Raw genomic sequence first — 22,457 nt, 5'->3', positions numbered from 1 at the left:
TATGGTCACATCGTGAAACGTCGAACGGCGCTGGGGCTGCCGCTGCTGTTGGCAGCGGGTCCTGCGCTGAGCGGGATCCCGCGAGCGGGCGCGGATCCCGGCCGATGGTCGATCGACCGCGCCAACCGCTGGTATCAGGCGCAGGGCTGGCCCGTCGGCTCCAACTACATCACCTCTACCGCCGTCAACCAGCTCGAGATGTTTCAGCCCGGAACCTTCGACCTGCGCCGCATCGATGCCGAGCTGGGGTGGGCCCGGTCGGCCGGATTCAACACCGTGCGGGTCTTCCTGCACGACCAGCTGTGGGCGGCCGACCGCAAGGGCTTTCAGTACCGGCTGGCCCAGTTCGTCTCCGTCGCCGCACGCCGCCGCATCAAGCCGATGTTCGTGCTGTTCGACTCCTGCTGGGACCCGCACCCCAAGGCCGGGCCGCAGGCCGCGCCACGACCCGGCATCCACAACTCCCGCTGGGTGCAGAGCCCCGGCGCCGAGCGGCTCGGCGACCGCAACTACTACCGCACCCTGTATGACTACGTCACCGGCGTGATGACCCAATTCCGGTACGACGAACGGGTTCTGGCCTGGGACTTGTGGAACGAGCCGGACAACATGGCCCGCGAGTACAGCAGCGTCGAACGATCCGACAAGCTCGACCTCATCAGCGACCTGCTTCCCCAGGTGTTCAACTGGGCCCGGGCAGTCGATGCCCGTCAGCCGCTGACCAGTGGGATCTGGGAGGGCTCGCGGCAGGGCAGCACGATCGTCAACACCCAGCTCAACAACTCCGACATCATCACGTTCCACTCCTATGACAAGCCGGCGATGTTCAGTGAACGGATCGCCGAGCTCGCGCCGCTGGGCCGGCCGATCATGTGCACCGAGTACCTGGCGCGCACCAAGGGCAACACCATCGACGGGATTCTGCCGATCATGAAGCGTCACAACGTGGGCGCCTACAACTGGGGCTTCGTCGCCGGGAGAACGCAGACCTACCTGCCGTGGGACTCCTGGGACAGGCCCTACACCTCGGCGCCGGAGCTGTGGTTCCACGATCTGGTTCAGCCCACCGGCCGCGCGTATCGCAACCTGGAGATCATGACGATCAGCAACCTGACCGGTCGCTGACCTGGGAAGCTGCCCCGGATTCGGGCCGGGTTGGCTCGACCGGCTGATAGCCGACCGGTTCGATGATGAAATCATGGACGGCAATGTCGTCTGGGCCGCCGGTTCGGTGATCGGTGTTCACGGGTCTGACTTGAGGAGCGATGATGAGCGAGACCGCGCCGGGTACGCGGGCTGGGTCACGAGTTGGGCGCTATCTCCTCAAACGCCTGCTGGGACGCGGCCCCACCGGCGAGGTCTATGAGGCCGTCGACACGCAGAAGGACCGCACCGCCGCGCTCAAACTGCTCGCACCGTCGCTGGGCCGGGATCCGGCTTTCCGCGAGTGGTTGCAGCGGGAGGCGCTGACCGTCGGGCGGGTGCAGGAGCCGCACGTGGTCCCGGTCCGCGACTACGGCGAGCTGGACGGCGAAGTGTTCATCGACATGCCGCTGGTGCGGGGCGACGACCTGTCCGCGCTGTTGAAGCGGACCGGGGTGCTGCCCCCGTCGCGGGCGGTAAACATCGTCTGGCAGGCCGCCGCGGCGCTGGACGCCGCCCACGCCGCCGGGGTGATCCACCGCGGAGTGAAACCGCGCAACATCCTGCTGACCGCCGATGACTTCATCTACCTGGTGGACTTCGGGATCGCCGGTGCGCCCGGGGCGAACGCGGCCGACGCCGAGCACGCGGGCGCCCGCTGGAAGTACTCGGCACCGGAGCTCTTCTCCGGCGGTGACTTCGGCCCCGCCGTCGACATCTACTCGCTGGCGTGCGTGCTCTACCAGTGCCTGACGGGTTCACCGCCCTACCGGGCCGACAGCGTCAAGATGCTGGCCAACGCTCATCTGACGAAGCCGATCCCGCGGCCCAGTCAGGCCGGCTCGACGATCCCACCCACCTTTGACGCGGTGATCGCCAAAGGCATGGCCAAGGATCCGCGGGAGCGCTACGCCAGCGCCGCCGAACTGGCCACCGCGGCCTATCAGGCCTTGAGCGCCCCCGACCAGCACCGGACCCTGCACATCTACGAGGCCAGTCAGCAGGCCACCCCGCCGCTGATCGAACAGCCGAAGCCGAGCGCGCCGCCGACTGCGCAGGTGGCTCCCGCCGAGCAGCCGAAGTCGCCGGTCGCGCCCGCCCCGGTGCCTCCGGTGACCCCTGCGCCCCCGCAGCGACCGGCCGAACCGCCCGTCACCGCCGCAGACACCGAATCGGCTCCCCCGCCCGAACCCGCCGCCGTGCCCCCGGCCCCGCAGTCGAGCATCCCGCGCGTCTCCACCCCCGATGACGACTGGTTCAGCTCCCCGCGGCCGATGCCGGGGTATGGCGATCCCGGTCGCCGCAAGCAATTGCTCCGCCTTGGGGCGGCGCTGGCCGTGGTCGTCGGGCTGATCGCCTGGATGACGAACCGGTCGGGTTCAGACGAGCTGGCCGCCGACACCGACGACACGGGGTCCGTCTCGGCGGCGAGCGGACCCGCGTCGTCGATGTCCTCCGCCGAAGCCCAGGCGCGGCTGCTCAAGCTGCTGCCCCCGGGTTATCCGCAGGACACCTGCACGCCGGCCACCCCGAAAGGTGGCGCCATCGCCGAAGTGACCTGCGGTCGCAACGTGGACGTGGACGGCCCGCCCTCGGCGACCTACTCGCTGTTCCCGGACGCCGGCGCGTTGCGCCTGGCCTTCGACAACACCGTGCATGACACGACCGTCCTCATCTGCCCGGGCCGGATCCAGTCGCCGGGCGCCTGGCACCGGACCGCCACCCCGGCCAAACCGAGCGGGATGCTGCTCTGCGGCATGCGCCAGGGTTCCCCCACTCTGGTCTGGACCAACGACGCCAACCGGGTGATCGCCCATTTGCGCAGCGAGCACAGCGCACCGTCGCTGGAGCAGCTCTACACCTGGTGGAGCTCGCATTCCTGATCGCCGTCCGCTGCCGGTGCAGCTGATTGGTTGCGACGCATCCCTGAGACGTCACCAAACGTCGGTGTCAAATCCGTTAGGATTTGCGATCTGGATTGCACCACCCCCGAGATCCAGTCGAACCGAGGAGTCATCCAACTATGAAGTTGATCACTACTGCCGTGGCCGCGGCCGGAGCGCTGGCCGCAGCCGGAGCCGTCAGCCTCGCGACCGCCGGCGCGGACGCCGGTGACGTCGCTGCGACGACCCAACCGATCGGCACCCAAGGCACCGTGGAGAACGGTGGGGTCATCCAGGGTTGGACCGTCAGCGACCTGCGGCCCAGCACCGACGCGATTCCCTACCAGCCGCGCGGCACCCTGTGGGAGGCCACCGCCACCGACGTGGCCATCCAGGGCAACGTCACCCCGGTGATCGCCAACCTCGGCGCCCGTTCCCCCAGCGGCCAGACCTACCCCGCCTTGTTCGGGGTGGCCACCCCGCAGGGCGTGAACCCCTCCAACCTGGCGCAGGGTGAGAAGACCAGCGGCAAGGTGTACTTCGACGTCACCGGCGACGCGCCCAACAGCGCGGTCTACCAGTTCGCAGGCAAGGACCAGCTGGTCTGGACCCCGGCCGCTCCGCCCGCCCCGAGCGGCGGCGGTTCGTCGACCCCGGCGGCCGGTTCGCAGCCCAACGCCGGGGCCGCCAGCCAGAAGCCGGCCCAGTCGGGTACCCAGAGCACCCCGGCGCCGGCCGACAACCAGACCACCGGCAGCAGCAGCACCCCGGGTGCGACCGGCAGCCAGGGCACCCCGCTCGCCTCGGGCAGCCAGGGCACCCCGCTGCCGGCCGAGGCCGACGGCACCCCGGCGGGCGCGAACGGCACCGAGGGCACGCCGGCAGCGGCCAGCGGCTCGGAGGCTCCGACCTCTGCGGGCACCCCGGAGGCCTCGGCCCCCGCCAACTCCGGCGGTACCGACAGCACCCCGGCGGCGGCCGGCAGCTCCGGCACGCCGCTTCCGGCGGAGGCCCCGGGCGCTACCACGGGCGGCTCGGAAGGCACGGCTCCGGCGAACCCGCAGGGCACCGAGGGCGGCAACTCGACCGTTCCGGCCGGCAACCAGGGCACGCCGGCCCCCTCGGCGGCTGGCGGCGCAAGCAACGTGACCGGCTAGCACCGGGCGCGCTGTCGCTCGTCGGTCCGGCCCGGCCTCGCTCCTGCGGGGTCGGGCCGGACTCGTTTCGCGGCGGCCCGACTGCCGGGCCGTTACGATTCAGTACTTGAGTACCAATCACCGCCGTGCCACCGAACCGAGGAGCTAAACCCATGAAGCCCATCTCGACCGTCTTGGCAACGGGAGCGCTGGCCGCCGCCGGCGCATTTGGCACCGGGATCGCCGCCGCGGACGAGCCCGACCCGGCCCCGGCCACCCAGCCGATCGGTACGCAGGGCACGTTGCCCGAAGGGCCGGGGGTGCACGGGTGGACGGTCAACGACCTGCGGCCCAGCGCCGATGCCATCCCGTACCAGCCGCAGGGCACCCTGTGGGAGGCCACCGCCACCGACGAGGCGATCCAGGGCACCGTCTTCCCGATCGTCGCCAACCTCAGCGCCCGTTCGGCCAGCGGCCAGAATTATCAGTCCCTTTTCACGGTGCCCACCCCGCAGGGCATCGTGCCGACCGGGCTCACTCAGGGCCAGAAGACCAGCGGCAAAGTCTATTTCGATGTCACCGGCGACGCCCCGAACAGCCTGGTCTATCAGGCCGGCGGCGCCGATCTGATCCGGTGGGTCGCGCCGGCACCGCAGGCCCGGCCGGCCGCACCGGCACCGCAGGCTCCCGCCGGCGGCTCGGCGTCGCAGGCTCCGGCCAACGGCGGCAACAGCCACCGGGCTCCCGCACCGGCTCGAGGCCCGGCGTCCCGCCCGGCCAGCCCGGGCCCGGCCGCGCCTCCGGCCGGCAGCTCCGGCACCCCACTGCCCGAAGGCAGCTCGGGCACACCGCTTCCGGCCGAGGCCCCCGATTCGTCGGCGTCGGGCGGTTCGGCGGGTACACCGGCCAGCCCGTAGCCGCTGCACCGTCGGGTCCGTTACACCCGGAATCGTCCCGCGAACCCCCGCAACGGCAGGTCGGCACTGGTCAGTAACCCCGGCGGGGCGGCCACCACGGATCGGATCGCATTCAGGGCGGGCAAGCCGGTAACGGTCATGCCGATCGAGGCGAAGTTGTCAGGGTTGGACAGGTCCACACCGGGTTTCGGCAAGATCATGTGCTTGTTGTAGACGCACGGATCGCCGGTCACCCGAGTGAGGTAGCAGCCCTTGATCTTCCAGTTCGGTTCGGTGTGCGGGGTCATCTGCCATTCCAGGTGCGTCTCCACACGTGGCACCCCGTCGACCATGCCCTGGTATTTGATGTAGTTGCCGCCCAACGATCCTTTCGGCAGGGTGTACCAGCCCAGGTCGACGTCCTTGGTGCAGACGCCCAGCTCGTAGCTGAAGGTGACCTCGTCGAGGGTCAGGTCGAAGCAGTCCGCCATCATCAACACACTGTCGGCGAAGACGCGGGTGAACTTCTCCAGCTTGGCCGGGATCTCCGGATCATCGGCCGGCTGGCCGTAGCCGACCTCGATCCAGGTCTCCTTGGAGTGATGACACGACACATCGACCGATTCGATGGTGGTGACGTTCTCGATCTCGGCGACATCGGCCGCGGCCACCACGCCCAGGATCTGATTGAGGCCCGGGTTCATCCCGGTCCCGTAGAACGTCGCGCCACCCTTGGCGCAGGCCTCGGAGAGCAGCTGCGTCACCGGCTTTCCGGACCGGTGCGGGTGGTTGTGGTCGCGGTGCCAGCCGGTGATCCAGTCGGCGGTGGTGACGATGTTGATGCCCGCCTCGAGAACCTGGACGTAGAGATCTTCGTCGGGGAACACCCCGTGGAAGGTCAGCACGTCCGGTTTGGCGGCGATGATCTCCTCGATGCTGCCGGTCGCCTTCACCCCGTTGGGTGCGATGCCGACCAGCTCACCGGTGTCCTTACCCACCTTCTCCGGCGAATAGCAGTGCACACCAACGAGCTCCAGATCGGGACGCGCGGCGATCCGTTTGATCATCTCGGTGCCGACGTTGCCGGTGGCGACCTGGAACACGCGGATCGGGGTGGTGGACGCGGTCATGCGGAGGAGCCTTTCTGGGTCGCTGCATAGACTTCGGCGGCACTGCCTCCGATGCCGTCGGGGTAGAACTGTTTGGCCCACTGGCGGATTGCGGTGAAGCCGGAGTATTCGGCGGTGGCCAGCGCCGGCGGATCCGAATAGCGCTGATGCGACCAGATGTGGATGTCCTGTTCGAACTGCCGGATCACTTCGCGACCGAATTCGGCGGCCCTGGCCTCGGCGCGCACCGGATCGCCGGCTGGTGTGCGGCCGATGTAGACCATGAAGCGGACATCGGAGGTGGAATCGTCGACGGGCGTGATCGCCGAGATGGTGCGGTTGTCGATCATGCCCCAGCTCTTGGTCACCGCGATGCCCAAGCCGCCGTTGATGGCCTCGACACCGCTGTTGACGTCCTCGATCTTCTGGCCGTCATCGCCTTCGAAGGTGATGGTGAAATCGACGTAGGACACCGGCTCGGCGAAGTCGTGGCGGGTGAACACCGGCACGATCGGCGTGCCGTGCACGTATTTGAAGTGCGCGAAATCCACGCCGTTCTCCAGGACGTACTGCGGGTGCATTTCGAGGGTCTGCCGGTAGAGCCGCTGCTGCGGGTAGTAGTCGGCCGCCGTGCGGTCGTCGAAGCCGGCGAACACGTCCGGCGGGTCGAAGTACGGCTCTCGCCCGTGTACGTCGTGCCAGATGTAGACCGACTCGTTGCGTTCGATCACCGGGTAGGTGCGGATCCGCCGGCCCCGGTTGGGCTTGTCCTGGTAGGGAATACAGACGTTGCGCCCCTGAGAGTTCCACTGCCAGCCGTGGAAGGGGCACTGCAGCACTTCGCCGCAGACGGTGCCGCCGTAGCCCAGGTGCGCGCCGAGGTGCTCGCAGTAGGCGTTCATCACGGTGAGCTGCCCGGACTCGGCGCGCCAGGCGACCATCTCCTGTCCGAAGTACTTCATGGTGTGCACCTCGCCGACACCGATCTCGTCGGACCAGGCGACCTGAAACCAGCCGGTCGGCTTCATCGACAGCGGCGGTTTAGCCATGCGTGCGTGTCCTCTCCATGGTCGCGAGCGGGCCGACTTCCGCAGCATAGTTCGCCCGACAACAGAATCATAGGGGGTACTATGGAAATGTTGCTAGGATTCCTGGGATGACGCAACCAGCACCGCGGCGCAGCAACAAGCGCGGGCAAGCGACCCGCGAGGCGATGCTGGACGCGGCGGTGCGCTCGCTGGCCACCGGCGACCCGGGCGCGGTGTCGGCGAGCCGGATCGCCAAGGAGAGCGGCGCCACCTGGGGCGCGGTGCAATATCAGTTCGGCGACGTCGACGGCTTCTGGGCGGCGGTGCTGCACCGGACCGCCGAGCGGCGGGACGCGACTATATCGGCGTTCGCCGAGCTGAAAAAGGATGCCCCGCTACGGGATCGGGTTGCCGCGATCATCGACACCCTCTATCACGGGCTGGCGTCGCAGGATTCCCGGGCCATCGAGAACCTGCGGGCCGCCCTCCCCCGCGACCACCACGAGCTGGAACGGCTGTACCCGCGCACCGCGGCGGAGCTGTTCTCCTGGGGCAGAAGCTGGCTGCAGACCTGTTATAGCGCGTTCGCCGACCTGGAGGTCGACCCGCAGCGGGTGCGGGAGGTGGCCGCCCTCATCCCGGGTGCCATGCGCGGGCTGGTCTCCGAGCGTCAGCTGGGCTCCTATGCCGACCTCGAGGAGGCACGGCGCGGTCTGACCAATGCCTTGGCGGCCTATCTCGAAGGCTCCCCAGCGCGCCGCCGGCACGGCAGGATGTGATGGTGTTTGGCCTCGTCGTCATTGTCACGCTCGTCGCCACCGTGGTCGCGGGCACGCTCCTGGGCAAGCGGTATCGCGTCGGCCCGCCGGTACTGCTCATCCTGCTCGGCGGCATGCTGGGCCTGATCCCCCGCTTCGGCGAGACCCAGCTCGACGGGGAGATCGTGCTGCTGCTGTTCTTGCCGGCGATCCTGTACTGGGAGAGCCTGAACACCAGTTTTCGCGAGATACGGGCGAACCTGCGGGTGATCGTCCTGGTCAGTGTCGGCCTGGTGATCGCGACCGCGGTGGCGGTGTCGTGGACGGCGCGAGCGCTGGGAATGGAGCCCCATGCGGCGTCGGTGCTGGGCGCCGTACTGTCGCCCACCGATGCCGCCGCGGTGGCCGGACTGGCCAAGAAACTGCCGCGTCAGCCCCTGACCGTGCTGCGCGCCGAAAGCATCATCAACGATGGGACTGCGCTGGTGTTGTTCGCCGTGACGGTCGCCGTCGCGACGGGCAGCCCCTCGATCGGACCCGTCGACCTGGTGGGCCGCTTCGTCGGCTCCTACCTCGGCGGGATCGTGGCCGGGCTGCTGGTCGGAGGAGCGGTCACGCTGCTGCGCCGCCGCATCGACGCACCGCTGGAGGAAGGCGCCCTGAGCCTGCTGACCCCGTTCGCGGCGTTCCTGCTGGCCCAGACATTTCATTGCAGCGGCGTCGTCGCGGTGCTGGTGTCGGCCCTGGTGCTGAACTACGTCGGCCCGCGGGTCATCGGGGCCCGTTCGCGGCTGCAGGCTTTCGCCTTCTGGGACATCGCGACCTTTCTGATCAACGGTTCGTTGTGGGTATTCGTCGGTGTTCAGCTTCCCGGCGCCGTGCACGGCATCGTCAACATCGGAGAGGGTCTCGCCCATGCCACGGCGCTCGGCCTGGCTGTCACGGGCGTGGTCATCGTGACCCGGATCGCCTGGGCGGAGATCACCACCGTGCTCATCCGCCTCGTGGACCGGCGCGCCGAACAGCGAGCCCGTCGTATCGACTGGCGGCAGCGCGCGGTGTCGAGTTGGGCGGGCTTCCGCGGCGCGGTCTCACTGGCCGCGGCACTGGCCGTCCCGCTGACCACCCACAGCGGCGAGGCGTTCCCGGATCGCAACCTGATCATCTACGTGGTGTCGTTCGTGATCCTGGTGACCGTGTTGCTGCAAGGCAGCACGTTGCCGGCCGTCGTTCGCTGGGCCCGCATGCCCGAGGATTCGGCGCGCGCCGAGGAATTGCGGCTGGCCCGCAGCCGCGCCGCCGAGGCCGCGCTGGAGGCGCTGCCGCGGGTGGCAGGTCAACTCAACGCCGACCCGGAGGTGGTGGACCGCTTACACCAGGAGTACCGGGACCAGGCCGCGCTGGTGACGACAGACGATCGAGCCGGCGACGCCGCCGGGTATGAAGACGTGGTGCGGCAAATACATCTGGGCGTCCTCGAGCACAAGCGCCGGGCTGTCACCGAACTTCGCGACCGAAATCAGATCGACGACATCGTATTACGTGAAGTGCAGGCGTCGATGGATCTGGAGGAAGTACGCCTGCTGGGCCCTGCGGACACCGAGTAGCGGCCAAACCGGCCGGGCTATTGGCGGCGACAGAATGGCTGTGGGCCACTACCATTCACCTCGTGAGCGATTCTTCGGCCCACCGTCTGCGACTCACCGGCTTCGGCGCTGTGCTGGCGGCAGTCCTGCTGATCGCCCCCGTCGTCCTTCCCGCCGGGACACCCGGTGCGGTGTCGCCGGCCAGCGCAGCATGTCCCGACGCCGAAGTGGTGTTCGCCCGTGGGCGCCTGGAATCGCCCGGCGTCGGGGCGGTCGGCAATGCATTCGTCAGCGCGCTGCGCTCCAAGACCTCCAAGAACATCGGTGTGTATGCGGTGAATTACCCCGCCGACAATCAGATCGACCAGGGCGCCAACGACATGAGCGCCCACATCCAGAAGACGATCAGCGGGTGCCCCAACACCCGTATCGTGCCGGGGGGATATTCGCTGGGCGCGGCGGTCACCGACGTGGTGCTGGCGGTCCCCTTTTCGGCGTTGGGCTTCACCAATCCTCTGCCACCGGGCGCCGACGAGCACATCGCCGCGGTTGCGCTGTTCGGCAACGGCAGTCAGTGGGTCGGACCCATCACCAACTTCAGCCCGGTCTACAACGACCGGACCATCGAGCAGTGTCATGGCGCCGACCCGGTCTGCAACCCGGCCGATCCGAACACCTGGGAAGCGAACTGGCCGCAACACCTGGCCAGTGCCTACATCTCGTCGGGCATGGTCAACCAAGCCGCCGACTTCGTCGCCGCAAGGCTGTAGCCGGCGGCCATCGGCCCTGCCCCCGCTGCGCTGCGGTCAGCCCCGCGACAGTTCCGGGGCGCCGCGGCCCAGACTGCGGAATCCCGCACACGGTTCCTTGGCACCGAGCATGAACGGCAGCGAACTCAGCCGGAACTTCAGCCTGCCGGCCCAACCCAGGGCGTCCGGGGGCGGCGGCACCGCCGAGTTCGCCAGATCCAGGTAGTACGTAGACGTTTGGCCCAGCCCGTCGAAATCGTGCACCAGGGGGGTGCACACCGCGCGCACCGGCTCGTCGAGACACTCCGCGACGGCGTCGGTCATCAACACGTATTCGGGCACCGGCACCTGATTCTTGAGCATCCGGTGCACCAGGATGACGTCGACACCGGCGAGCTCGGTGTGGCGCTTGACCTTCTGCTCGGCCACCTCGCCCTGGTGAGCAACGAATTTCAGCGACAGGTTCATCAATTGCCGGCAGCTGTCGCACTCACACAGGCGTCCGTTCTCGATACGCGCACGCCGGTCGATGAACGCCTGATGCATCCGCGCCAGCCGCTCGCTGACCAGTTTCTGGGCGTCACCGTCGGGCGCCCAGAAGAAGGCGGCGTCGCCCTCCAGCTTCGCCAGCTTCATGCCCTTGGCCGCGTCGATGACCGATTCCAGCAGCGTGGCCACCGCCATCTGGGCGTGTACCAGGTGGGTCCTGTTCCAGTTCATGTAGGCGGTGTAGCCGCCGATATCGGCGATGACGAGCACCGCGCGCCGGATGGCCATGAACTCAAGAGTGTAGTCGCAGACCGTCAGCCGTAGCCGCGCTTCACCAGATGGCGCGCACCGGCCTCTATGGCGGCCGGGCCGGCGACTTCGAAGTCGAAGGCGTTGGCCAGCCGGTCGGTGATGTTGAAGACCAGGCTCACGGCCAGGGCGTCCTTGAGCTGCTCGGCGGTCACACCGGTCGCCAGCACGGCTCGCACGTCCTCGGCATCGACGCTGTGCTCGCGGGTGAGTCTGCCCAACAGGCGAAGCGTCGCCCGCAGCGGCTCGGTGATGGGTGCCGTCTCCAGATCGGCGAGGGTGGCCGCGGCCGTCGCGTGATCGCCGTAGCAGAGGTTGGACGTGGCCGTGTGTGCCGCGACGCAAAACGGGCACCGGTTGACCTCGGAGACGTAGGCGGCCATCAGTTCCCGCTCCCCGACCGACCACGCCGAGGGCCCGCGCATCGCCTCGTTGGTGAGGGCACCGCCGCCGTAGAACTCGGGTCGGTAGAACGCGAGTTTGACGGCGTCGACGACCGGCTGGCGAGACACCAGTCGAATCATCCCCAGCGGGGCCTTGGTGCGCAGTCGGTGCCCGTGATCGAGAATCGCGAGCCTCATCGCGGGCCCCCTTCGCCGGCGGCGGCCAGCGCTTCCAATGCACCGGTGTACTGCCGGGTCGCCTGACCGACCGCGGCGCACACCACGATCTCAAAGATCTGTCTTCGCTCAGACCCGCGGATCGTGCGGCGGCGACGTCCTCGTCGCTCACCCGGTAGGAGCGGTGGGCCACCGTGTCGACCAGAGTCCTGATCGGCTCGTCGAGCCCGGCGTTGTCGAAGGCAGCCCGGCGCAGCTCAAGCGGCGCTGTCGCATCGTCACCGAGGATGCGGCCCAGGAGCGCTTGGTAGAGGCCGGTGATATCAGCCATGGATTGGTGCAGCCCTCCTTTCACCGCCGGCCCTGGTTCGTGCGCCGGCACAGGCGACAGGCGAACCCATACCCGCGTCGCCACCGCCGTCAATCCTCGGCCTGATCCGTCGACCGCGGGCGGGAATCGGGGCATCTCGAGCAACCACGGCGGACTCGGCCTGGCCGCAGCCGCCGGCGGGTGTAGGCCGCCAAATCCGGTGGAGGCCGGCCTGGGTTTCAGCCCCGGCAACTCTGGGCACGCTGGTCAACGGATGAATTCGCGTTTCGGGTGCACCGCGGTCCATCCGGGTCCGCAGTCAGGTCCGCCGACCACCGACACGCGCGGGCGATCGGCTCAGCAACGCGGAAAGCCCACCCTCATGAATTTCTTGGCGATTATTTGGATTTCGGGGATTTTATTGACGTCGGCGGCAATAATTCCAACTGTTGGCAGGCGGTTGCCAGCTCGCGATCGGCATCGCCCCCCGGGAGATGTCGCACAACAGAATCACGTCTTGTCCCAGAACCCCTCGAGACATCCTCGGGGACCTTCCGAACAAGGAGGACCTCATGAAGAAAGTGATCCTGGGCGTCGCGCTGGCCGGCGCCGCGCTGGCGTTCGCCGCAGCAGCCAATGCCGCCGACGACAACAAGTACGACTTCCTTTACGGCTCAACCGATGCGTTGGTCCTGGGCCCGACCAATATCCCGACGCCGAGCGCCAACTACATCACCAACGGGATCGACCTGTACCTCGATCCGCTGGGGTACCAGGGCGACGTTGATTCGTCACACGCGCTGACACTGCCCAACTCCTTCAACTTCCTCGACAGTGTCCCGGAAGGCGAAAAGGTCCTTACCGACGCGATCTTGGCCGAGTACCACGCCGGCACAATGGGCTGCGACGATGCAGGTGTGTGCAGCGATCCGCTGACCATCTTCACCTACTCCCAAAGCAGCCTGATCGCCGCTAACGTCCAAGACGACCTCGTGAAAGCCGGCGTCCCCGAGGACGCGTTACGTTTCGTGATGCTCGGCGCCACCCCCGCCGCCGTCCCCACCGGCATGTACCCCACCGAGGTTTTCAACATCGACGGTGACATCTACGCGACTCACTCGCTGACCAAGAGTTGGATCGACCTGCTGTTCGGGAACACAAATTGGCAGGACGTGCTGTTCGGGTTGGCCGTCCACAACGCCTACCTCGGGTTGACGGCGGACCAGATCGCCTCGGCGGATTCGTTTACCGACGGACTGACCACGTTCAACGAGATTCCCGAACTCAGCTTCCCCGAGTTGGTCACAGCGCTGGTCAGTTCGTTCTTCCACGTGTGATACCCGGGTTGTGAACCGGCGTCCACGAAATAAGACTCGTGCACGTGCGACCAGTGCCTAGCCAACCGAAAGCACCAGCCGGTTCGCGGTCGAGTGGCCTGACATAATCAATATCGTTCGGCGATATTTCGGTTCCGGGCGCCAAGATTGACGGCAGCTGAAATAATTTCGCCGTCGACGACCGCTGTCGCAGCGCTCACCCGCGGGAGTCGGCCAACGTAATCACCTGCCGACCAGCGCAGCTCGGCGAGACCGCCTGAACCTGCAACCAGGGGAAACCGATGAAGCATGTGATCCTGGGCGCCGCGCTGTGCGGCGCCGGGCTGGGGTGGGCCGCGGCCGCCAACGCCGCCGACGACAGCTATGACTTCCTCTACGGATCAACGAACGCGTTGATCCTGGGGCCGACCGGCATCCCGACGCCGAATGCCGCCTACATCAGCGACGCGCTCAACCTGTACCTCGAACCGAACGGGTATGAGGGCACCACCGCGTCGACGCTGGCACTGACCACTCCCGAGACCAACGACTTCGGCCAAAGCGTCGCGCAGGGCGAAACCATCCTGGTCAACGCGGTCCTCGCCGACTACGCCGCCGGCGGCATGGACTGCGACGCCTCCGGCGTGTGCAGCGACCCGTTGACCATTTTCACCTACTCGCAAAGCAGCCTGGTGGCTTCTCTCGCCGAACAGCAACTCGCCGACGCCGGCGTCCCCAGCGACGCTCTGCGTTTCGTCATGCTCGGCGCCAACACCACCGTCGTCCCCAACGACCTGTACCCGACCGACGTGTACAACATTCACGGTGATGCCTACGCGGAACCCGGCGTCTTGGGCATGAGTTGGCAGGACCTCCTACTCGGCCTGGAACTCCACGAGGCCTACCTCGGGTTGACGCCGGCAGAAATCGACTCGGCCACAACGGTCGTCGACGGAATGACCACGATCAACGACATTCCCACACTCACCACCACCGAGCTCTGGGATGCGCTGCTCAACGCACTCAGCGCCGCGTGAGTCATCGGGCCGCGATGAACCGACCGGCCCCGCACAGCATCGCCCGTAAGGTCGCGGCACGGCTGCACATCGCCCCCGGGGGCCGGTAGCTCGCCGAAACACGTGTGTTACCTGCCCCGCGCGGCTCACACTGTGCTCAGCCCCAACGCGGCTACCATGTGAGCAGTTCGACCTCTGTCGGGGTCAGCTTGCAGGATGCGACCGGCGGCGTCAGTGGTAGGTCCACCCGACCCCGGTCACCATCGCCAACACGGCCTGACACCGCTGCTCGACCACGCTCAACTCCCTCATCCAGGAAGTGTCACGGATCAACCGAAGTAACTGTCAACCATCAGCCGAGGTAATACAGCTAATTGTGGGGCGGGCGGGGCTCGAACCCGCGACCAACGGATTATGAGTCCGCGGCTCTAACCGACTGAGCTACCGCCCCCGGTGCTAACTCGCGACCATGACACTAGCGTTCCCGCTCGCCGCCGATGACAAGGCGGGGGCCTCGATGCGCACGCCTAGACCCCGTCGGGAGGTTCCGGCAGCTCCATGCCGCCCAGCCGGACCGGGTCGGTGATCGACACGATGCCCACCAGCCGGCCGTTTCGCACCGTGCACGCCATCAGACTCAGTGGGCGCCCGGTCGGGCCCCAGCCCAGGATGCCGGGCTCGCCGTTGACCAGGACACGACGCGCGGTGACCCGGGCTCCGCGGCCCCGGCGGATCGCCTCCAGGACGTCACCGGCTCCGGTCGTGACGGTCACGCCGCGGGCGGTGTGCTGGCGCCAGGTGACCTCCGGGTCGAGCACCCGCACCAGGGCATCGAAGTCACCGTCCTGCGCGGCGGCCAGAAAGGCGTCGACGACCTCACGCTGGGCACGCCGATCCCCCGCCGGCGTGGGCACGTCCTGGACTTTGCGCCGTGCCCGGCTGGCCAGCATCTTGGCCGCATCGGCCGATTTGCCGACGATCGGTCCGATCTCGGCGAAGGGAACCGCGAACATGTCGTGCAGCACGAACGCGAGCCGTTCGTCCGGGCGCAGCGACCCCAGCACGACCAGTAATGCCAGCCCTACCGAATCCGCAAGCACCGCAGCGTCTTCCGGGGTGTCGCGGTCATCGGTCACGATTAGGTCGGGCAGGTCTAGGTCGGTCGAGATTTCCGGCCGGGCGGCGCGCGCCCGCAAGGTGTCGATGCAGATGCGCCCGGTCACGGTCGTCAGCCACCCCGGCAGGTTGTCGATCGCGTCGACGTCCTGGCGCGACAGCCGCAGCCACGCCTCCTGAACGGCGTCTTCGGCGTCGGCCCCCGACCCCAGGATCCGATAGGCCAGCGCCAGCAGGCGAGGGCGCTGCTGTTCGAAATCCTCCGCCAGCTGCGACTCAGTCGTCATCGGTTACCTCTCGTGGTGTCGGCCCGTCATAGGTGATGACGGACCCCACCGCATCGAGGTAACCACGAACACGAAGGAGTGCGCCATGAACACCACGTTGTGGATCATCGCCGGCATCCTCGCCGCCGGCTTCGTCGCCGGCGGCACCGCCCTGCTGGCGCTGCCGCGGGAGAAGTACCGGGCGCTGGGCGCCAACCAGCACTGGGTCGACGACTTCACCGACGGCCATCTCAAAACCATCGGCACCATCAAGCTCATCGGCGCGATCGGCCTGGTCCTGCCGGCAATTCTGGGTGTCGCACCGGTGCTGGTGCCGCTGGCCGCCTGCGGCCTGATGCTGTTCATGGCCGGTGCCGCCACCACCAGGCTTCGCCGCAACGAGTGGCGCTATCTGGCCGGCGACATCGCGTTCATCACCGTGTTCGGCTTCCTCGCCTGGGGCCGGTTCGGCCTGCAGCCCTTCGCCTGAGCTACCGCGGCTCGGCGCCGGGCCGGCGCAGGGGGAAGAGCATCGGGACCCGGCGGCGGTATTGCTGGTAGTCCTCGCCGAGGACCCCGACCAGATCCCGCTCCTCGAGCTGCACCGCGATCAGGATGTAGCCGGTGGTGGCGACCGCGAACAGCAGGTGCCCGGCGGTCATGGTGGGCGCGGCCCAGAACGCGATCACGAAACCCAGCATCAGCGGGTGCCGCACCAGCCGGTAGAGCAACTTGGCGCGAAACCCGACCGGGGTGAAGGGCTGTGCCCGCCAGGTCGAGTACACCTGGCGCAGCCCGAACAGCTCGACGTGGCTGACCATGAACGTCGCCGCCAGCGCGATCACCCAGCCGATCCAGAACAACGCCCACAACGCCGCCCGCCCGGCAGGCGCCGTCACCTCCCAAATGATCGTCGGGATCGGTCGCCACTGCCAAAACAGCAGGGCCAGAACAATATTCGATGCCAGAACATAGGTGCTGCGTTCGAGGTCGACGGGTACCGCTCGCGTCAGCCATCGTTTGAACGCCGGTCGCGCCATCACGCTGTGCTGCACCGCGAACAAACCCAGCAGCAGCACGTCGACCACCAGCGCTGCACCGGTGGACGCGTGCGGGCCGCGGTCGACACTGCGCGGCACCACGAGATCACCGACGAAGCCGACCGCATAGAGGAAGACGACGAGGAACACCAGATAATTCAGCACCCCGTAAGCGAGGGCGAGAAAGCGGGCCATAGCGCCCTCCCGACATGACGAATACACCATCGTAACCCCGACAAGGCGCAGGTCAATAGGGTTTTTGCCCGGGCGACTAATCGCCGCTGAACCCCATCGGCTTACGATCCGAGGATGACCGCGGAAACGTTCATCACCCATGCGCCCGGCGATGTGCGCATCATCGCCGACCGCCACGGTGATCCCGACGCACGCCCAGTGGTGTTCCTGCACGGCGGCGGCCAAACCCGTCGCTCCTGGGGCCGGGCCGCCGCGGCGGTGGCCGAACGCGGCTGGCAGGCCGTCACCGTGGACCTGCGCGGGCACGGCGAATCGGATTGGGCCAGTGAGGGCGACTACCGATTGGTGAGTTTCGCCGCCGACGTCCAAGAGGTGCTGCGCACCCTGCCGCCCGACCCGGTGTTGGTCGGCGCCTCGCTGGGCGGGTGCGTCGCGATGCTGCTCGGCGGCGAACTGGAACCCGGGGCCGCCAGCGCGATCGTGCTGGTCGACATCGTGCCCAACATGGACGCCTCCGGAGCCGAACGCGTACAGGCGTTCATGGCCGAGAACATGGAGTCCGGCTTCGACTCCCTCGACGAAGTCGCCGACGCGATCGCCGCCTACAACCCGCACCGGCCCCGCCCCACCGACTTGGACGGGCTCACCACCAACCTGCGCCGGCGGGGCGATCGCTGGTACTGGCACTGGGACCCGCAGTTCCTCAGCGGCCCCGAGCACCAGGGACCGATGGAGATCCACGACGTCGAACGGCTCAACGCCGCGGTGCAGATCATCCTCGACGGCGGTGTGCCGATGCTGCTGGTCCGCGGTCAGCTCAGCGACCTGGTCGGTGCGCAGAACGCCGAGGATTTCCTGACCCGGTTCCCGCAGGTGGAGTTCGTCGACGTCGCCGGGGCCGGTCACATGGTCGCCGGAGACCGCAACGACATCTTCGCCGACGCCATCCTGGACTTTCTGGCCCGCCGCTCCGCCTGAGCTCAGCCGTACACCGTCTGGCCGTCGGCATCGAGCAGGTAGCGCTCGGTGCCGTCGGTCACCCGCGGTGCGTCGGCGGCCAGGGACACCGCGATCTTGTTGCCGGCGTTGCGCATCACGTCCAACGTGAGCTCCACGGCTTGCTCGTCGCTGAAGTGCCGCCGCACCCCGGCGGCGATGTCGGGGTCGATGTGCGCCGGCGTCCAGATCAGGGCGTCGACGTAGCGCAGCGCCGCCTTCTGCGGCTCGCTGAGCAGCCCGGAACCTTCGAACCGCTCGATGTCGTCATACAGCGACTCCGAGCCCCCGGCGTCCAGCGCAGTCGTCTCGCGCAGCGACTTGCACAGCCGGCAGTTGTGCTGGGCCGCACCACGCAACCGCACCACCTCGGAGGTCACCGAATCCAGGGATCGCAGCCGGGCGACGGCGGGCATGAACCCGTTGAACAGCGCATCGCCCGGCTGGCCCGAGTGGTCCCAGGCGATCGGGTCCGGCCACGGCACCGCGACACCGAGCGCATCCAGACCGGCCCGCACCCGTGGCACGAAGTCGGCGACATACATCTGGACGACCGCATCAAACATGCTGTCCCCCAAGGTATCCCGTAACCGGCCACGCTGGGTGTCGCTGATCATCGAGACGTCGACGCTGAACTGCTCGGCGAACTCGGCCACCACCGGATCGGCCGCCGAGGCATCGGCGCTCACCTCGGCCGGCAGCGGCGGCAGCCCCAGCGTCCGGCCGCACACCTCGCGTACCAGGGCACCGAGCCGGCCACCCGGCAGCGCCACCAATCGGTTCAGCTCATCCAGAACGTCCATCTCATGGATTATGGACTGAACAGCAATAGGCTGAAACCCATGCGCGTCGTCGTCATCACCAAACACGGCCCCCCATCGGTGTTGCAGGTGCAGAACCGCCCCGATCCCCCGCCGCCGGCCGGCGGCCAGGTTCGGATCGCGGTGCGTGCGGCGGGGGTGAACTTCGCCGACCACCTCGCCCGGGTCGGGCTGTATCCCGATGCCCCGAAGCTGCCCGCCGTGGTCGGCTACGAGGTGGCCGGCACCATCGAGGCCGTCGGTGAGGGTGTCGATCCGGCCTGCATCGGCGAGCGGGTGCTGGCCGGCACCCGCTTCGGCGGGTACGCCGAGATCGTCAACGCCGAGGCCTCCGACACCGTTGCGCTGCCGCCGTCGATGAGCTTCGAGCAGGGCGCCGCGATACCGGTGAACTACGCCACGGCCTGGGCCGCGCTGCACGGCTACGGGTCGCTGCAGACCGGTGAGCGGGTGCTGGTGCACGCCGCCGCCGGTGGCGTCGGCATCGCGGCGATCCAGCTGGCCAAGGCGACCGGAGCCGTCGTGCACGGCACCGCCTCACCGGGCAAGCACGGCCGGCTCGAGGAGCTGGGTATCGACCGCGCCCTCGACTACCGCAGCACCGGCTGGTGGGAAGGCCTGGAACCCTACGACATCGTGCTCGACGGGCTCGGCGGCACCTCGCTGCGACGCTCGTTCGAGCTGCTGCGCCCGGGCGGCCGGCTGGTCGCCTACGGCCTTTCCTCGCTGCAGCAGGGCGAGAAGCGGTCGGTGCGCCGGGCGGCGCCGCAGGCACTGGCGATGCTGCGCGGCTTCAGTCTGCTCAAGCAGATGGAACAGTCCAAGACCGTCATCGGCCTGAACATGCTGCGGCTGTGGGACGACCGCGGCACGCTCGAACCCTGGATCGCCCCGCTGTCGGAGGCGCTGGCCAACGGGACCGCGATCCCGGTCGTGCACGCCGCGGTGCCGTTCGCCGATGCGCCCGAGGCCCACCGCATCCTGGCCGCGCGGGAGAACATCGGCAAGGTGGTGCTGGTGCCCTGACCGCCGGCGGTCGAGCTCACACCGTCCGGGTCAGCCGCGCCACCAGCAGCTCGGCGAAGCGGGCCGGGTCCTCCGGCACCCCGCCCTCGGCCAACAGCGCGGCGTCGTAGAGCAGTTCGGCGGTCTCGGCCACCTCGGCAGCGTCGGGCCGCTCGGCGTGCGCCGTGCGCAGCCCGGTCACCAGCGGATGGCTCGGGTTGAGCTCCAGAATCCGCTTTCCCAGCGGCACGTCCTGCCCGGACGCCCGGTAGAGCTGCGCCAGCGCCGGGGTCATCTCGAAGACGTCGGTGATCAGGCAGGCCGGCGAATCGGTGAGCCGGGTCGACAACCGCACCTCCTTGACGTGGTCGGCGAGGGTCTCGGTCAGCCACACCACAAGGTCGGCGAACTCCTCCTCCTGGGCCTTGCGTTCGGCCTCGTGGGCGGCCTTTTCCTCCTCAGAGTCCAGGTCCACCTCGCCCTTGGCGACCGACTGCAGCGGGTGGCCGTCGAACTGGTCGACCACGCCCACCCAGATCTCGTCGACCGGGTCGGTGAGCAGCAGCACCTCGAATCCCTTGGCCTTGAACGCCTCCAGGTGCGGCGACTTCAGCAGCTGCGAACGCGACTCACCGGTGGCGTAGTAGATCTGCTGCTGGCCGTCCTTCATCCGGCTGACGTACTCGGCCAGTGTGGTGGGCTGCTCCTCGCTGTGGGTGGAGGCGAACGAGCAGATGCCCAGCAGCGCTTCCTGATTGTCGGGGTCGGAGAGCAGGCCCTCCTTGAGCACCCGCCCGAATTGGGTCCAGAAGGTGCGGTAGTCCTCGGGGCGGCCGGACTGCATCTCCTTGATGGTGGCGAGCACCTTCTTGGTGAGCCGGCGGCGGATGGCGTTGATCTGCCGGTCCTGCTGCAGGATTTCGCGGGAGACGTTCAGCGACATGTCCGCGGCGTCGACGACGCCCTTGATGAACCGCAGGTATTCGGGCATCAGCTGGTCGCAGTCGCCCATGATGAACACCCGTTTGACGTAGAGCTGCACCCCGACGCGGGCGTCACGGTGGAACAGGTCGAACGGTGCGTGCGAGGGAATGAACAGCAGCGCCTGGTATTCGAAGGTCCCCTCGGCCTTCATCGCGATAACCTCGAGCGGCTCGTCCCAGGCGTGCGCGATGTGCTTGTAAAACTCGTGATATTCCTCTTGCAACACTTCGTCTTTGGGACGCGCCCACAACGCCTTCATCGAGTTCAGCGTGACGACCTCGGTGGTGACGCTCTCCTGTCCGCCTTCCTCCTCGGCGGGCACGGTGCGCTGCACCTCCATCCGGATCGGCCAGGAGATGAAGTCCGAGTACTTCTTGACCAGGTCGCGGATCACCCACTCGTCGGCGTAGTCGTGCAGCTCGTTGTCGGGGTCGGCGGGCTTGAGGTGCAACGTGATCGACGTGCCCTGTGGCGCGTCGTCGACGGCCTCGACGGTGTAGGTGCCGTCACCGGTGGACTCCCACCGGATCGCCTCGCTCTCCCCGGCCTTGTGGGTGAGCAGCTCGACGCGATCAGCGACCATGAACACCGAGTAGAAGCCGACACCGAACTGGCCGATCAGCTCCTCGGAGGCCGCTTCGTTTTTGGCGTTCTGCGCCTCGCGCAGTTGCCGGCGCAGCTCGGCGGTGCCGGAGCGGGCCAGCGTGCCGATCAGGTCCACCACCTCGTCGCGCGACATGCCGATGCCGTTGTCGCGGATGGTCAGGGTTCGCTCGGTCTTGTCCGCCTCGATCTCGATATGCAGGTCGGAGGTGTCGACGTCGAGGTCCTTGTTGCGGAAGGCTTCGAGCCGCAGCTTGTCCAGCGCGTCCGAAGCGTTGGAGATGAGTTCCCGCAGGAACGCGTCCTTGTTGGAGTAGACCGAGTGGATCATCAAGTCCAGCAGCTGACGGGCCTCAGCTTGAAACTCCAGCTGCTCCACACGTTCGCTCATAGCGGCGAATTTTACCGGTCATCTACGTGGAGGAGGTTCATCGGTTGACCCACCTCGGGGCAGTCGTCACCCACGTCGCCAAGGGGACATCGCGAGACGGCTTAGAGGTGGAGTGGCGCGTACTTGACGCCGTCACGATCGACGGCGACATGTTCAGCCGCTGCGAGATGTTCGATGAAGACGACCTCGACGCCGCGCTCGCCAGATTCGACGAACTCAGTCGATCGACACCTCAGCATTGACATCGGCTTTTGCACCCGGTTCAGTGACCAGCATGCTGGACACCTCCGCGTCGGGTTCAACCGCCACATCGGATGCCGTCGTGCTGGGCATGTGGCAGGCACTGGCGCGGCATGATTGGGACGCACTCAAGACCCATCTGGCCGCGGACTGCCTCTACGTCGACATGCCGATGCCGGCGGCGGCCGCCCGCGGCCCCGAGAACATCGTCAAACGGCTCCGGTTGTTGTTCGACCGGCTGGCCGAATACCGCCACCACGGCGGCCAATTGGTGTCGAACGGCCCGGATGTCATGTATGAGCACTCCGAGACATGGGTATTCCCGACCGGCGAACAGGGCACCCTGCGGTTCGCCACCGTGCATCGGGTAGTCGAGGGGAAAATCACCTTGTGGAAAGACTATTGGGACTTCTCCAGCATGCTGGCGTTCGCCCCGCCGAACTACTTCGAGAACTTCGCCGCCGACGACATGTCCTGGGTGTTCGACGCCACCGAGCTGGTCTGAGCCCGCA

Annotated in this window: 22 protein-coding genes and 1 tRNA gene; 14 read left to right on the top strand and 9 right to left on the bottom strand. The window is 67.7% G+C overall.

Annotation, left to right across the window (positions count from 1 at the left end; genetic code table 11):
• Positions 1–12 precede the first annotated feature (12 nt).
• The 4 genes from BST28_RS15815 (at position 13) to BST28_RS15800 (ending at position 5,079) form a co-directional block, all read left to right on the top strand.
• Positions 13–1,125, top strand: coding sequence for a cellulase family glycosylhydrolase (locus BST28_RS15815; protein ID WP_019735945.1), 1,113 nt, complete (start codon positions 13–15; stop codon positions 1,123–1,125).
• Positions 1,126–1,268: 143 nt separating this feature from the next.
• Positions 1,269–3,026, top strand: coding sequence for a serine/threonine-protein kinase (locus tag BST28_RS15810; RefSeq protein ID WP_165758094.1), 1,758 nt, complete (start codon positions 1,269–1,271; stop codon positions 3,024–3,026).
• A 140-nt stretch (positions 3,027–3,166) separates the two neighbouring features.
• On the top strand, positions 3,167–4,183 hold the full coding sequence (locus BST28_RS15805; protein WP_083081816.1) for a DUF1942 domain-containing protein: 1,017 nt from the start codon (positions 3,167–3,169) through the stop codon (positions 4,181–4,183).
• Between the two features lie 152 nt (positions 4,184–4,335).
• The gene (locus tag BST28_RS15800) at positions 4,336–5,079 is read left to right on the top strand and encodes an MPT63 family protein (protein WP_083081813.1); all 744 of its coding nucleotides are present in this window, start codon (positions 4,336–4,338) and stop codon (positions 5,077–5,079) included.
• A gap of 20 nt (positions 5,080–5,099) precedes the next feature.
• On the opposite strand, the gene BST28_RS15795 is transcribed toward BST28_RS15800, so the two are convergent.
• The gene (locus BST28_RS15795) at positions 5,100–6,188 is read right to left on the bottom strand and encodes an NAD(P)H-dependent amine dehydrogenase family protein (protein ID WP_019738725.1); all 1,089 of its coding nucleotides are present in this window, start codon (positions 6,186–6,188) and stop codon (positions 5,100–5,102) included.
• Positions 6,185–7,216: an aromatic ring-hydroxylating dioxygenase subunit alpha gene (locus BST28_RS15790; RefSeq protein WP_019738724.1), complete on the bottom strand. Its 1,032-nt coding sequence runs from the start codon at positions 7,214–7,216 to the stop codon at positions 6,185–6,187. The genes BST28_RS15795 and BST28_RS15790 overlap by 4 nt, the downstream gene beginning before the upstream one ends.
• 107 nt (positions 7,217–7,323) lie before the next feature.
• On the opposite strand from BST28_RS15790, the gene BST28_RS15785 reads away from it, so the two are divergent.
• From BST28_RS15785 to BST28_RS15775, 3 genes are all read left to right on the top strand, one after another.
• Complete coding sequence (locus tag BST28_RS15785) at positions 7,324–7,974, top strand: TetR/AcrR family transcriptional regulator (RefSeq protein ID WP_065288940.1); 651 nt, start codon at positions 7,324–7,326, stop codon at positions 7,972–7,974.
• 2 nt (positions 7,975–7,976) lie between these two features.
• Positions 7,977–9,560 carry a Na+/H+ antiporter gene (locus tag BST28_RS15780; RefSeq protein ID WP_083081825.1) on the top strand — a complete coding sequence of 528 codons (1,584 nt, stop codon included), beginning with the start codon at positions 7,977–7,979 and terminating at the stop codon, positions 9,558–9,560.
• A 62-nt stretch (positions 9,561–9,622) separates the two neighbouring features.
• On the top strand, positions 9,623–10,309 hold the full coding sequence (locus BST28_RS15775) for a cutinase family protein (protein WP_020425514.1): 687 nt from the start codon (positions 9,623–9,625) through the stop codon (positions 10,307–10,309).
• A 36-nt stretch (positions 10,310–10,345) separates the two neighbouring features.
• Here the strand turns inward: BST28_RS15775 and BST28_RS15770 are convergent, their stop codons facing one another.
• Entirely contained in the window at positions 10,346–11,065 is a 720-nt protein-coding gene (locus BST28_RS15770) for a DUF2652 domain-containing protein (RefSeq protein ID WP_065288939.1), read from the bottom strand.
• Positions 11,066–11,091: 26 nt separating this feature from the next.
• On the bottom strand, positions 11,092–11,667 hold the full coding sequence (locus BST28_RS15765; protein ID WP_019734934.1) for a carboxymuconolactone decarboxylase family protein: 576 nt from the start codon (positions 11,665–11,667) through the stop codon (positions 11,092–11,094).
• Positions 11,668–12,528: 861 nt separating this feature from the next.
• Here BST28_RS15765 and BST28_RS15755 point away from each other — a divergent pair.
• A complete protein-coding gene (locus tag BST28_RS15755) occupies positions 12,529–13,293 on the top strand; it encodes a PE-PPE domain-containing protein (RefSeq protein ID WP_065288937.1) in 765 nt (254 codons plus the stop codon).
• Between the two features lie 281 nt (positions 13,294–13,574).
• Positions 13,575–14,309 (top strand): PE-PPE domain-containing protein, encoded by a 735-nt coding sequence (locus BST28_RS15750; RefSeq protein ID WP_065288936.1) that lies wholly within the window; start codon positions 13,575–13,577, stop codon positions 14,307–14,309.
• A gap of 356 nt (positions 14,310–14,665) precedes the next feature.
• Here the strand turns inward: BST28_RS15750 and BST28_RS15745 are convergent.
• Positions 14,666–14,739 (bottom strand) — tRNA-Ile (locus BST28_RS15745).
• Between the two features lie 76 nt (positions 14,740–14,815).
• Positions 14,816–15,691, bottom strand: a complete 876-nt coding sequence (locus tag BST28_RS15740) for a sigma-70 family RNA polymerase sigma factor (RefSeq protein ID WP_083081810.1) — start codon at positions 15,689–15,691, stop codon at positions 14,816–14,818.
• An 85-nt stretch (positions 15,692–15,776) separates the two neighbouring features.
• Between BST28_RS15740 and BST28_RS15735 the strand changes: the two genes are divergently transcribed.
• Positions 15,777–16,160: a DoxX family protein gene (locus BST28_RS15735; protein WP_083081807.1), complete on the top strand. Its 384-nt coding sequence runs from the start codon at positions 15,777–15,779 to the stop codon at positions 16,158–16,160.
• A gap of 1 nt (position 16,161) precedes the next feature.
• Here the strand turns inward: BST28_RS15735 and mddA are convergent, their stop codons facing one another.
• Complete coding sequence (mddA, locus tag BST28_RS15730; RefSeq protein WP_083081804.1) at positions 16,162–16,905, bottom strand: methanethiol S-methyltransferase; 744 nt, start codon at positions 16,903–16,905, stop codon at positions 16,162–16,164.
• 114 nt (positions 16,906–17,019) lie between these two features.
• Between mddA and BST28_RS15725 the strand changes: the two genes are divergently transcribed.
• Positions 17,020–17,883 carry an alpha/beta fold hydrolase gene (locus BST28_RS15725; RefSeq protein ID WP_083081801.1) on the top strand — a complete coding sequence of 288 codons (864 nt, stop codon included), beginning with the start codon at positions 17,020–17,022 and terminating at the stop codon, positions 17,881–17,883.
• 2 nt (positions 17,884–17,885) lie between these two features.
• Here BST28_RS15725 and BST28_RS15720 read toward each other — a convergent pair whose 3' ends face one another.
• Positions 17,886–18,704, bottom strand: coding sequence for a carboxymuconolactone decarboxylase family protein (locus BST28_RS15720; RefSeq protein WP_083081799.1), 819 nt, complete (start codon positions 18,702–18,704; stop codon positions 17,886–17,888).
• 39 nt (positions 18,705–18,743) lie between these two features.
• Here BST28_RS15720 and BST28_RS15715 point away from each other — a divergent pair, with 39 nt between their 5' ends.
• Positions 18,744–19,748: a zinc-binding dehydrogenase gene (locus BST28_RS15715; RefSeq protein ID WP_083081797.1), complete on the top strand. Its 1,005-nt coding sequence runs from the start codon at positions 18,744–18,746 to the stop codon at positions 19,746–19,748.
• Positions 19,749–19,764: 16 nt separating this feature from the next.
• Here the strand turns inward: BST28_RS15715 and htpG are convergent, their stop codons facing one another.
• Complete coding sequence (gene htpG / locus BST28_RS15710; RefSeq protein WP_083081794.1) at positions 19,765–21,705, bottom strand: molecular chaperone HtpG; 1,941 nt, start codon at positions 21,703–21,705, stop codon at positions 19,765–19,767.
• A gap of 44 nt (positions 21,706–21,749) precedes the next feature.
• On the opposite strand from htpG, the gene BST28_RS15705 reads away from it, so the two are divergent.
• Both BST28_RS15705 and BST28_RS15700 read left to right on the top strand, forming a co-directional pair.
• Complete coding sequence (locus BST28_RS15705; RefSeq protein ID WP_133054307.1) at positions 21,750–21,947, top strand: hypothetical protein; 198 nt, start codon at positions 21,750–21,752, stop codon at positions 21,945–21,947.
• A 32-nt stretch (positions 21,948–21,979) separates the two neighbouring features.
• Entirely contained in the window at positions 21,980–22,450 is a 471-nt protein-coding gene (locus BST28_RS15700) for a nuclear transport factor 2 family protein (RefSeq protein WP_052312173.1), read from the top strand.
• The last annotated feature ends 7 nt before the right edge of the window (positions 22,451–22,457 follow it).

Origin of the sequence: Mycolicibacter kumamotonensis, assembly GCF_002086285.1 — a bacterium.
In the GTDB taxonomy this organism is placed as follows: domain Bacteria; phylum Actinomycetota; class Actinomycetes; order Mycobacteriales; family Mycobacteriaceae; genus Mycobacterium; species Mycobacterium kumamotonense.
This window is presented reverse-complemented; position numbering and strand designations above follow the sequence as displayed.

What these genes read in the sequence shown, in the direction of transcription:
- BST28_RS15785 (WP_065288940.1), top strand. Translation starts at nt 7,324, where the DNA reads ATGACGCAACCAGCACCGCGGCGCAGCAACAAGCGCGGGCAAGCGACC.
- BST28_RS15800 (WP_083081813.1), top strand. Translation starts at nt 4,336, where the DNA reads ATGAAGCCCATCTCGACCGTCTTGGCAACGGGAGCGCTGGCCGCCGCC.
- htpG (WP_083081794.1), bottom strand. Translation starts at nt 21,705, where the DNA reads ATGAGCGAACGTGTGGAGCAGCTGGAGTTTCAAGCTGAGGCCCGTCAG.
- BST28_RS15755 (WP_065288937.1), top strand. Translation starts at nt 12,529, where the DNA reads ATGAAGAAAGTGATCCTGGGCGTCGCGCTGGCCGGCGCCGCGCTGGCG.
- BST28_RS15740 (WP_083081810.1), bottom strand. Translation starts at nt 15,691, where the DNA reads ATGACGACTGAGTCGCAGCTGGCGGAGGATTTCGAACAGCAGCGCCCT.
- BST28_RS15795 (WP_019738725.1), bottom strand. Translation starts at nt 6,188, where the DNA reads ATGACCGCGTCCACCACCCCGATCCGCGTGTTCCAGGTCGCCACCGGC.
- BST28_RS15715 (WP_083081797.1), top strand. Translation starts at nt 18,744, where the DNA reads ATGCGCGTCGTCGTCATCACCAAACACGGCCCCCCATCGGTGTTGCAG.
- BST28_RS15700 (WP_052312173.1), top strand. Translation starts at nt 21,980, where the DNA reads ATGCTGGACACCTCCGCGTCGGGTTCAACCGCCACATCGGATGCCGTC.
- BST28_RS15770 (WP_065288939.1), bottom strand. Translation starts at nt 11,065, where the DNA reads ATGGCCATCCGGCGCGCGGTGCTCGTCATCGCCGATATCGGCGGCTAC.
- BST28_RS15790 (WP_019738724.1), bottom strand. Translation starts at nt 7,216, where the DNA reads ATGGCTAAACCGCCGCTGTCGATGAAGCCGACCGGCTGGTTTCAGGTC.
- BST28_RS15750 (WP_065288936.1), top strand. Translation starts at nt 13,575, where the DNA reads ATGAAGCATGTGATCCTGGGCGCCGCGCTGTGCGGCGCCGGGCTGGGG.
- BST28_RS15805 (WP_083081816.1), top strand. Translation starts at nt 3,167, where the DNA reads ATGAAGTTGATCACTACTGCCGTGGCCGCGGCCGGAGCGCTGGCCGCA.
- mddA (WP_083081804.1), bottom strand. Translation starts at nt 16,905, where the DNA reads ATGGCCCGCTTTCTCGCCCTCGCTTACGGGGTGCTGAATTATCTGGTG.
- BST28_RS15765 (WP_019734934.1), bottom strand. Translation starts at nt 11,667, where the DNA reads ATGAGGCTCGCGATTCTCGATCACGGGCACCGACTGCGCACCAAGGCC.
- BST28_RS15725 (WP_083081801.1), top strand. Translation starts at nt 17,020, where the DNA reads ATGACCGCGGAAACGTTCATCACCCATGCGCCCGGCGATGTGCGCATC.
- BST28_RS15735 (WP_083081807.1), top strand. Translation starts at nt 15,777, where the DNA reads ATGAACACCACGTTGTGGATCATCGCCGGCATCCTCGCCGCCGGCTTC.
- BST28_RS15720 (WP_083081799.1), bottom strand. Translation starts at nt 18,704, where the DNA reads ATGGACGTTCTGGATGAGCTGAACCGATTGGTGGCGCTGCCGGGTGGC.
- BST28_RS15810 (WP_165758094.1), top strand. Translation starts at nt 1,269, where the DNA reads ATGAGCGAGACCGCGCCGGGTACGCGGGCTGGGTCACGAGTTGGGCGC.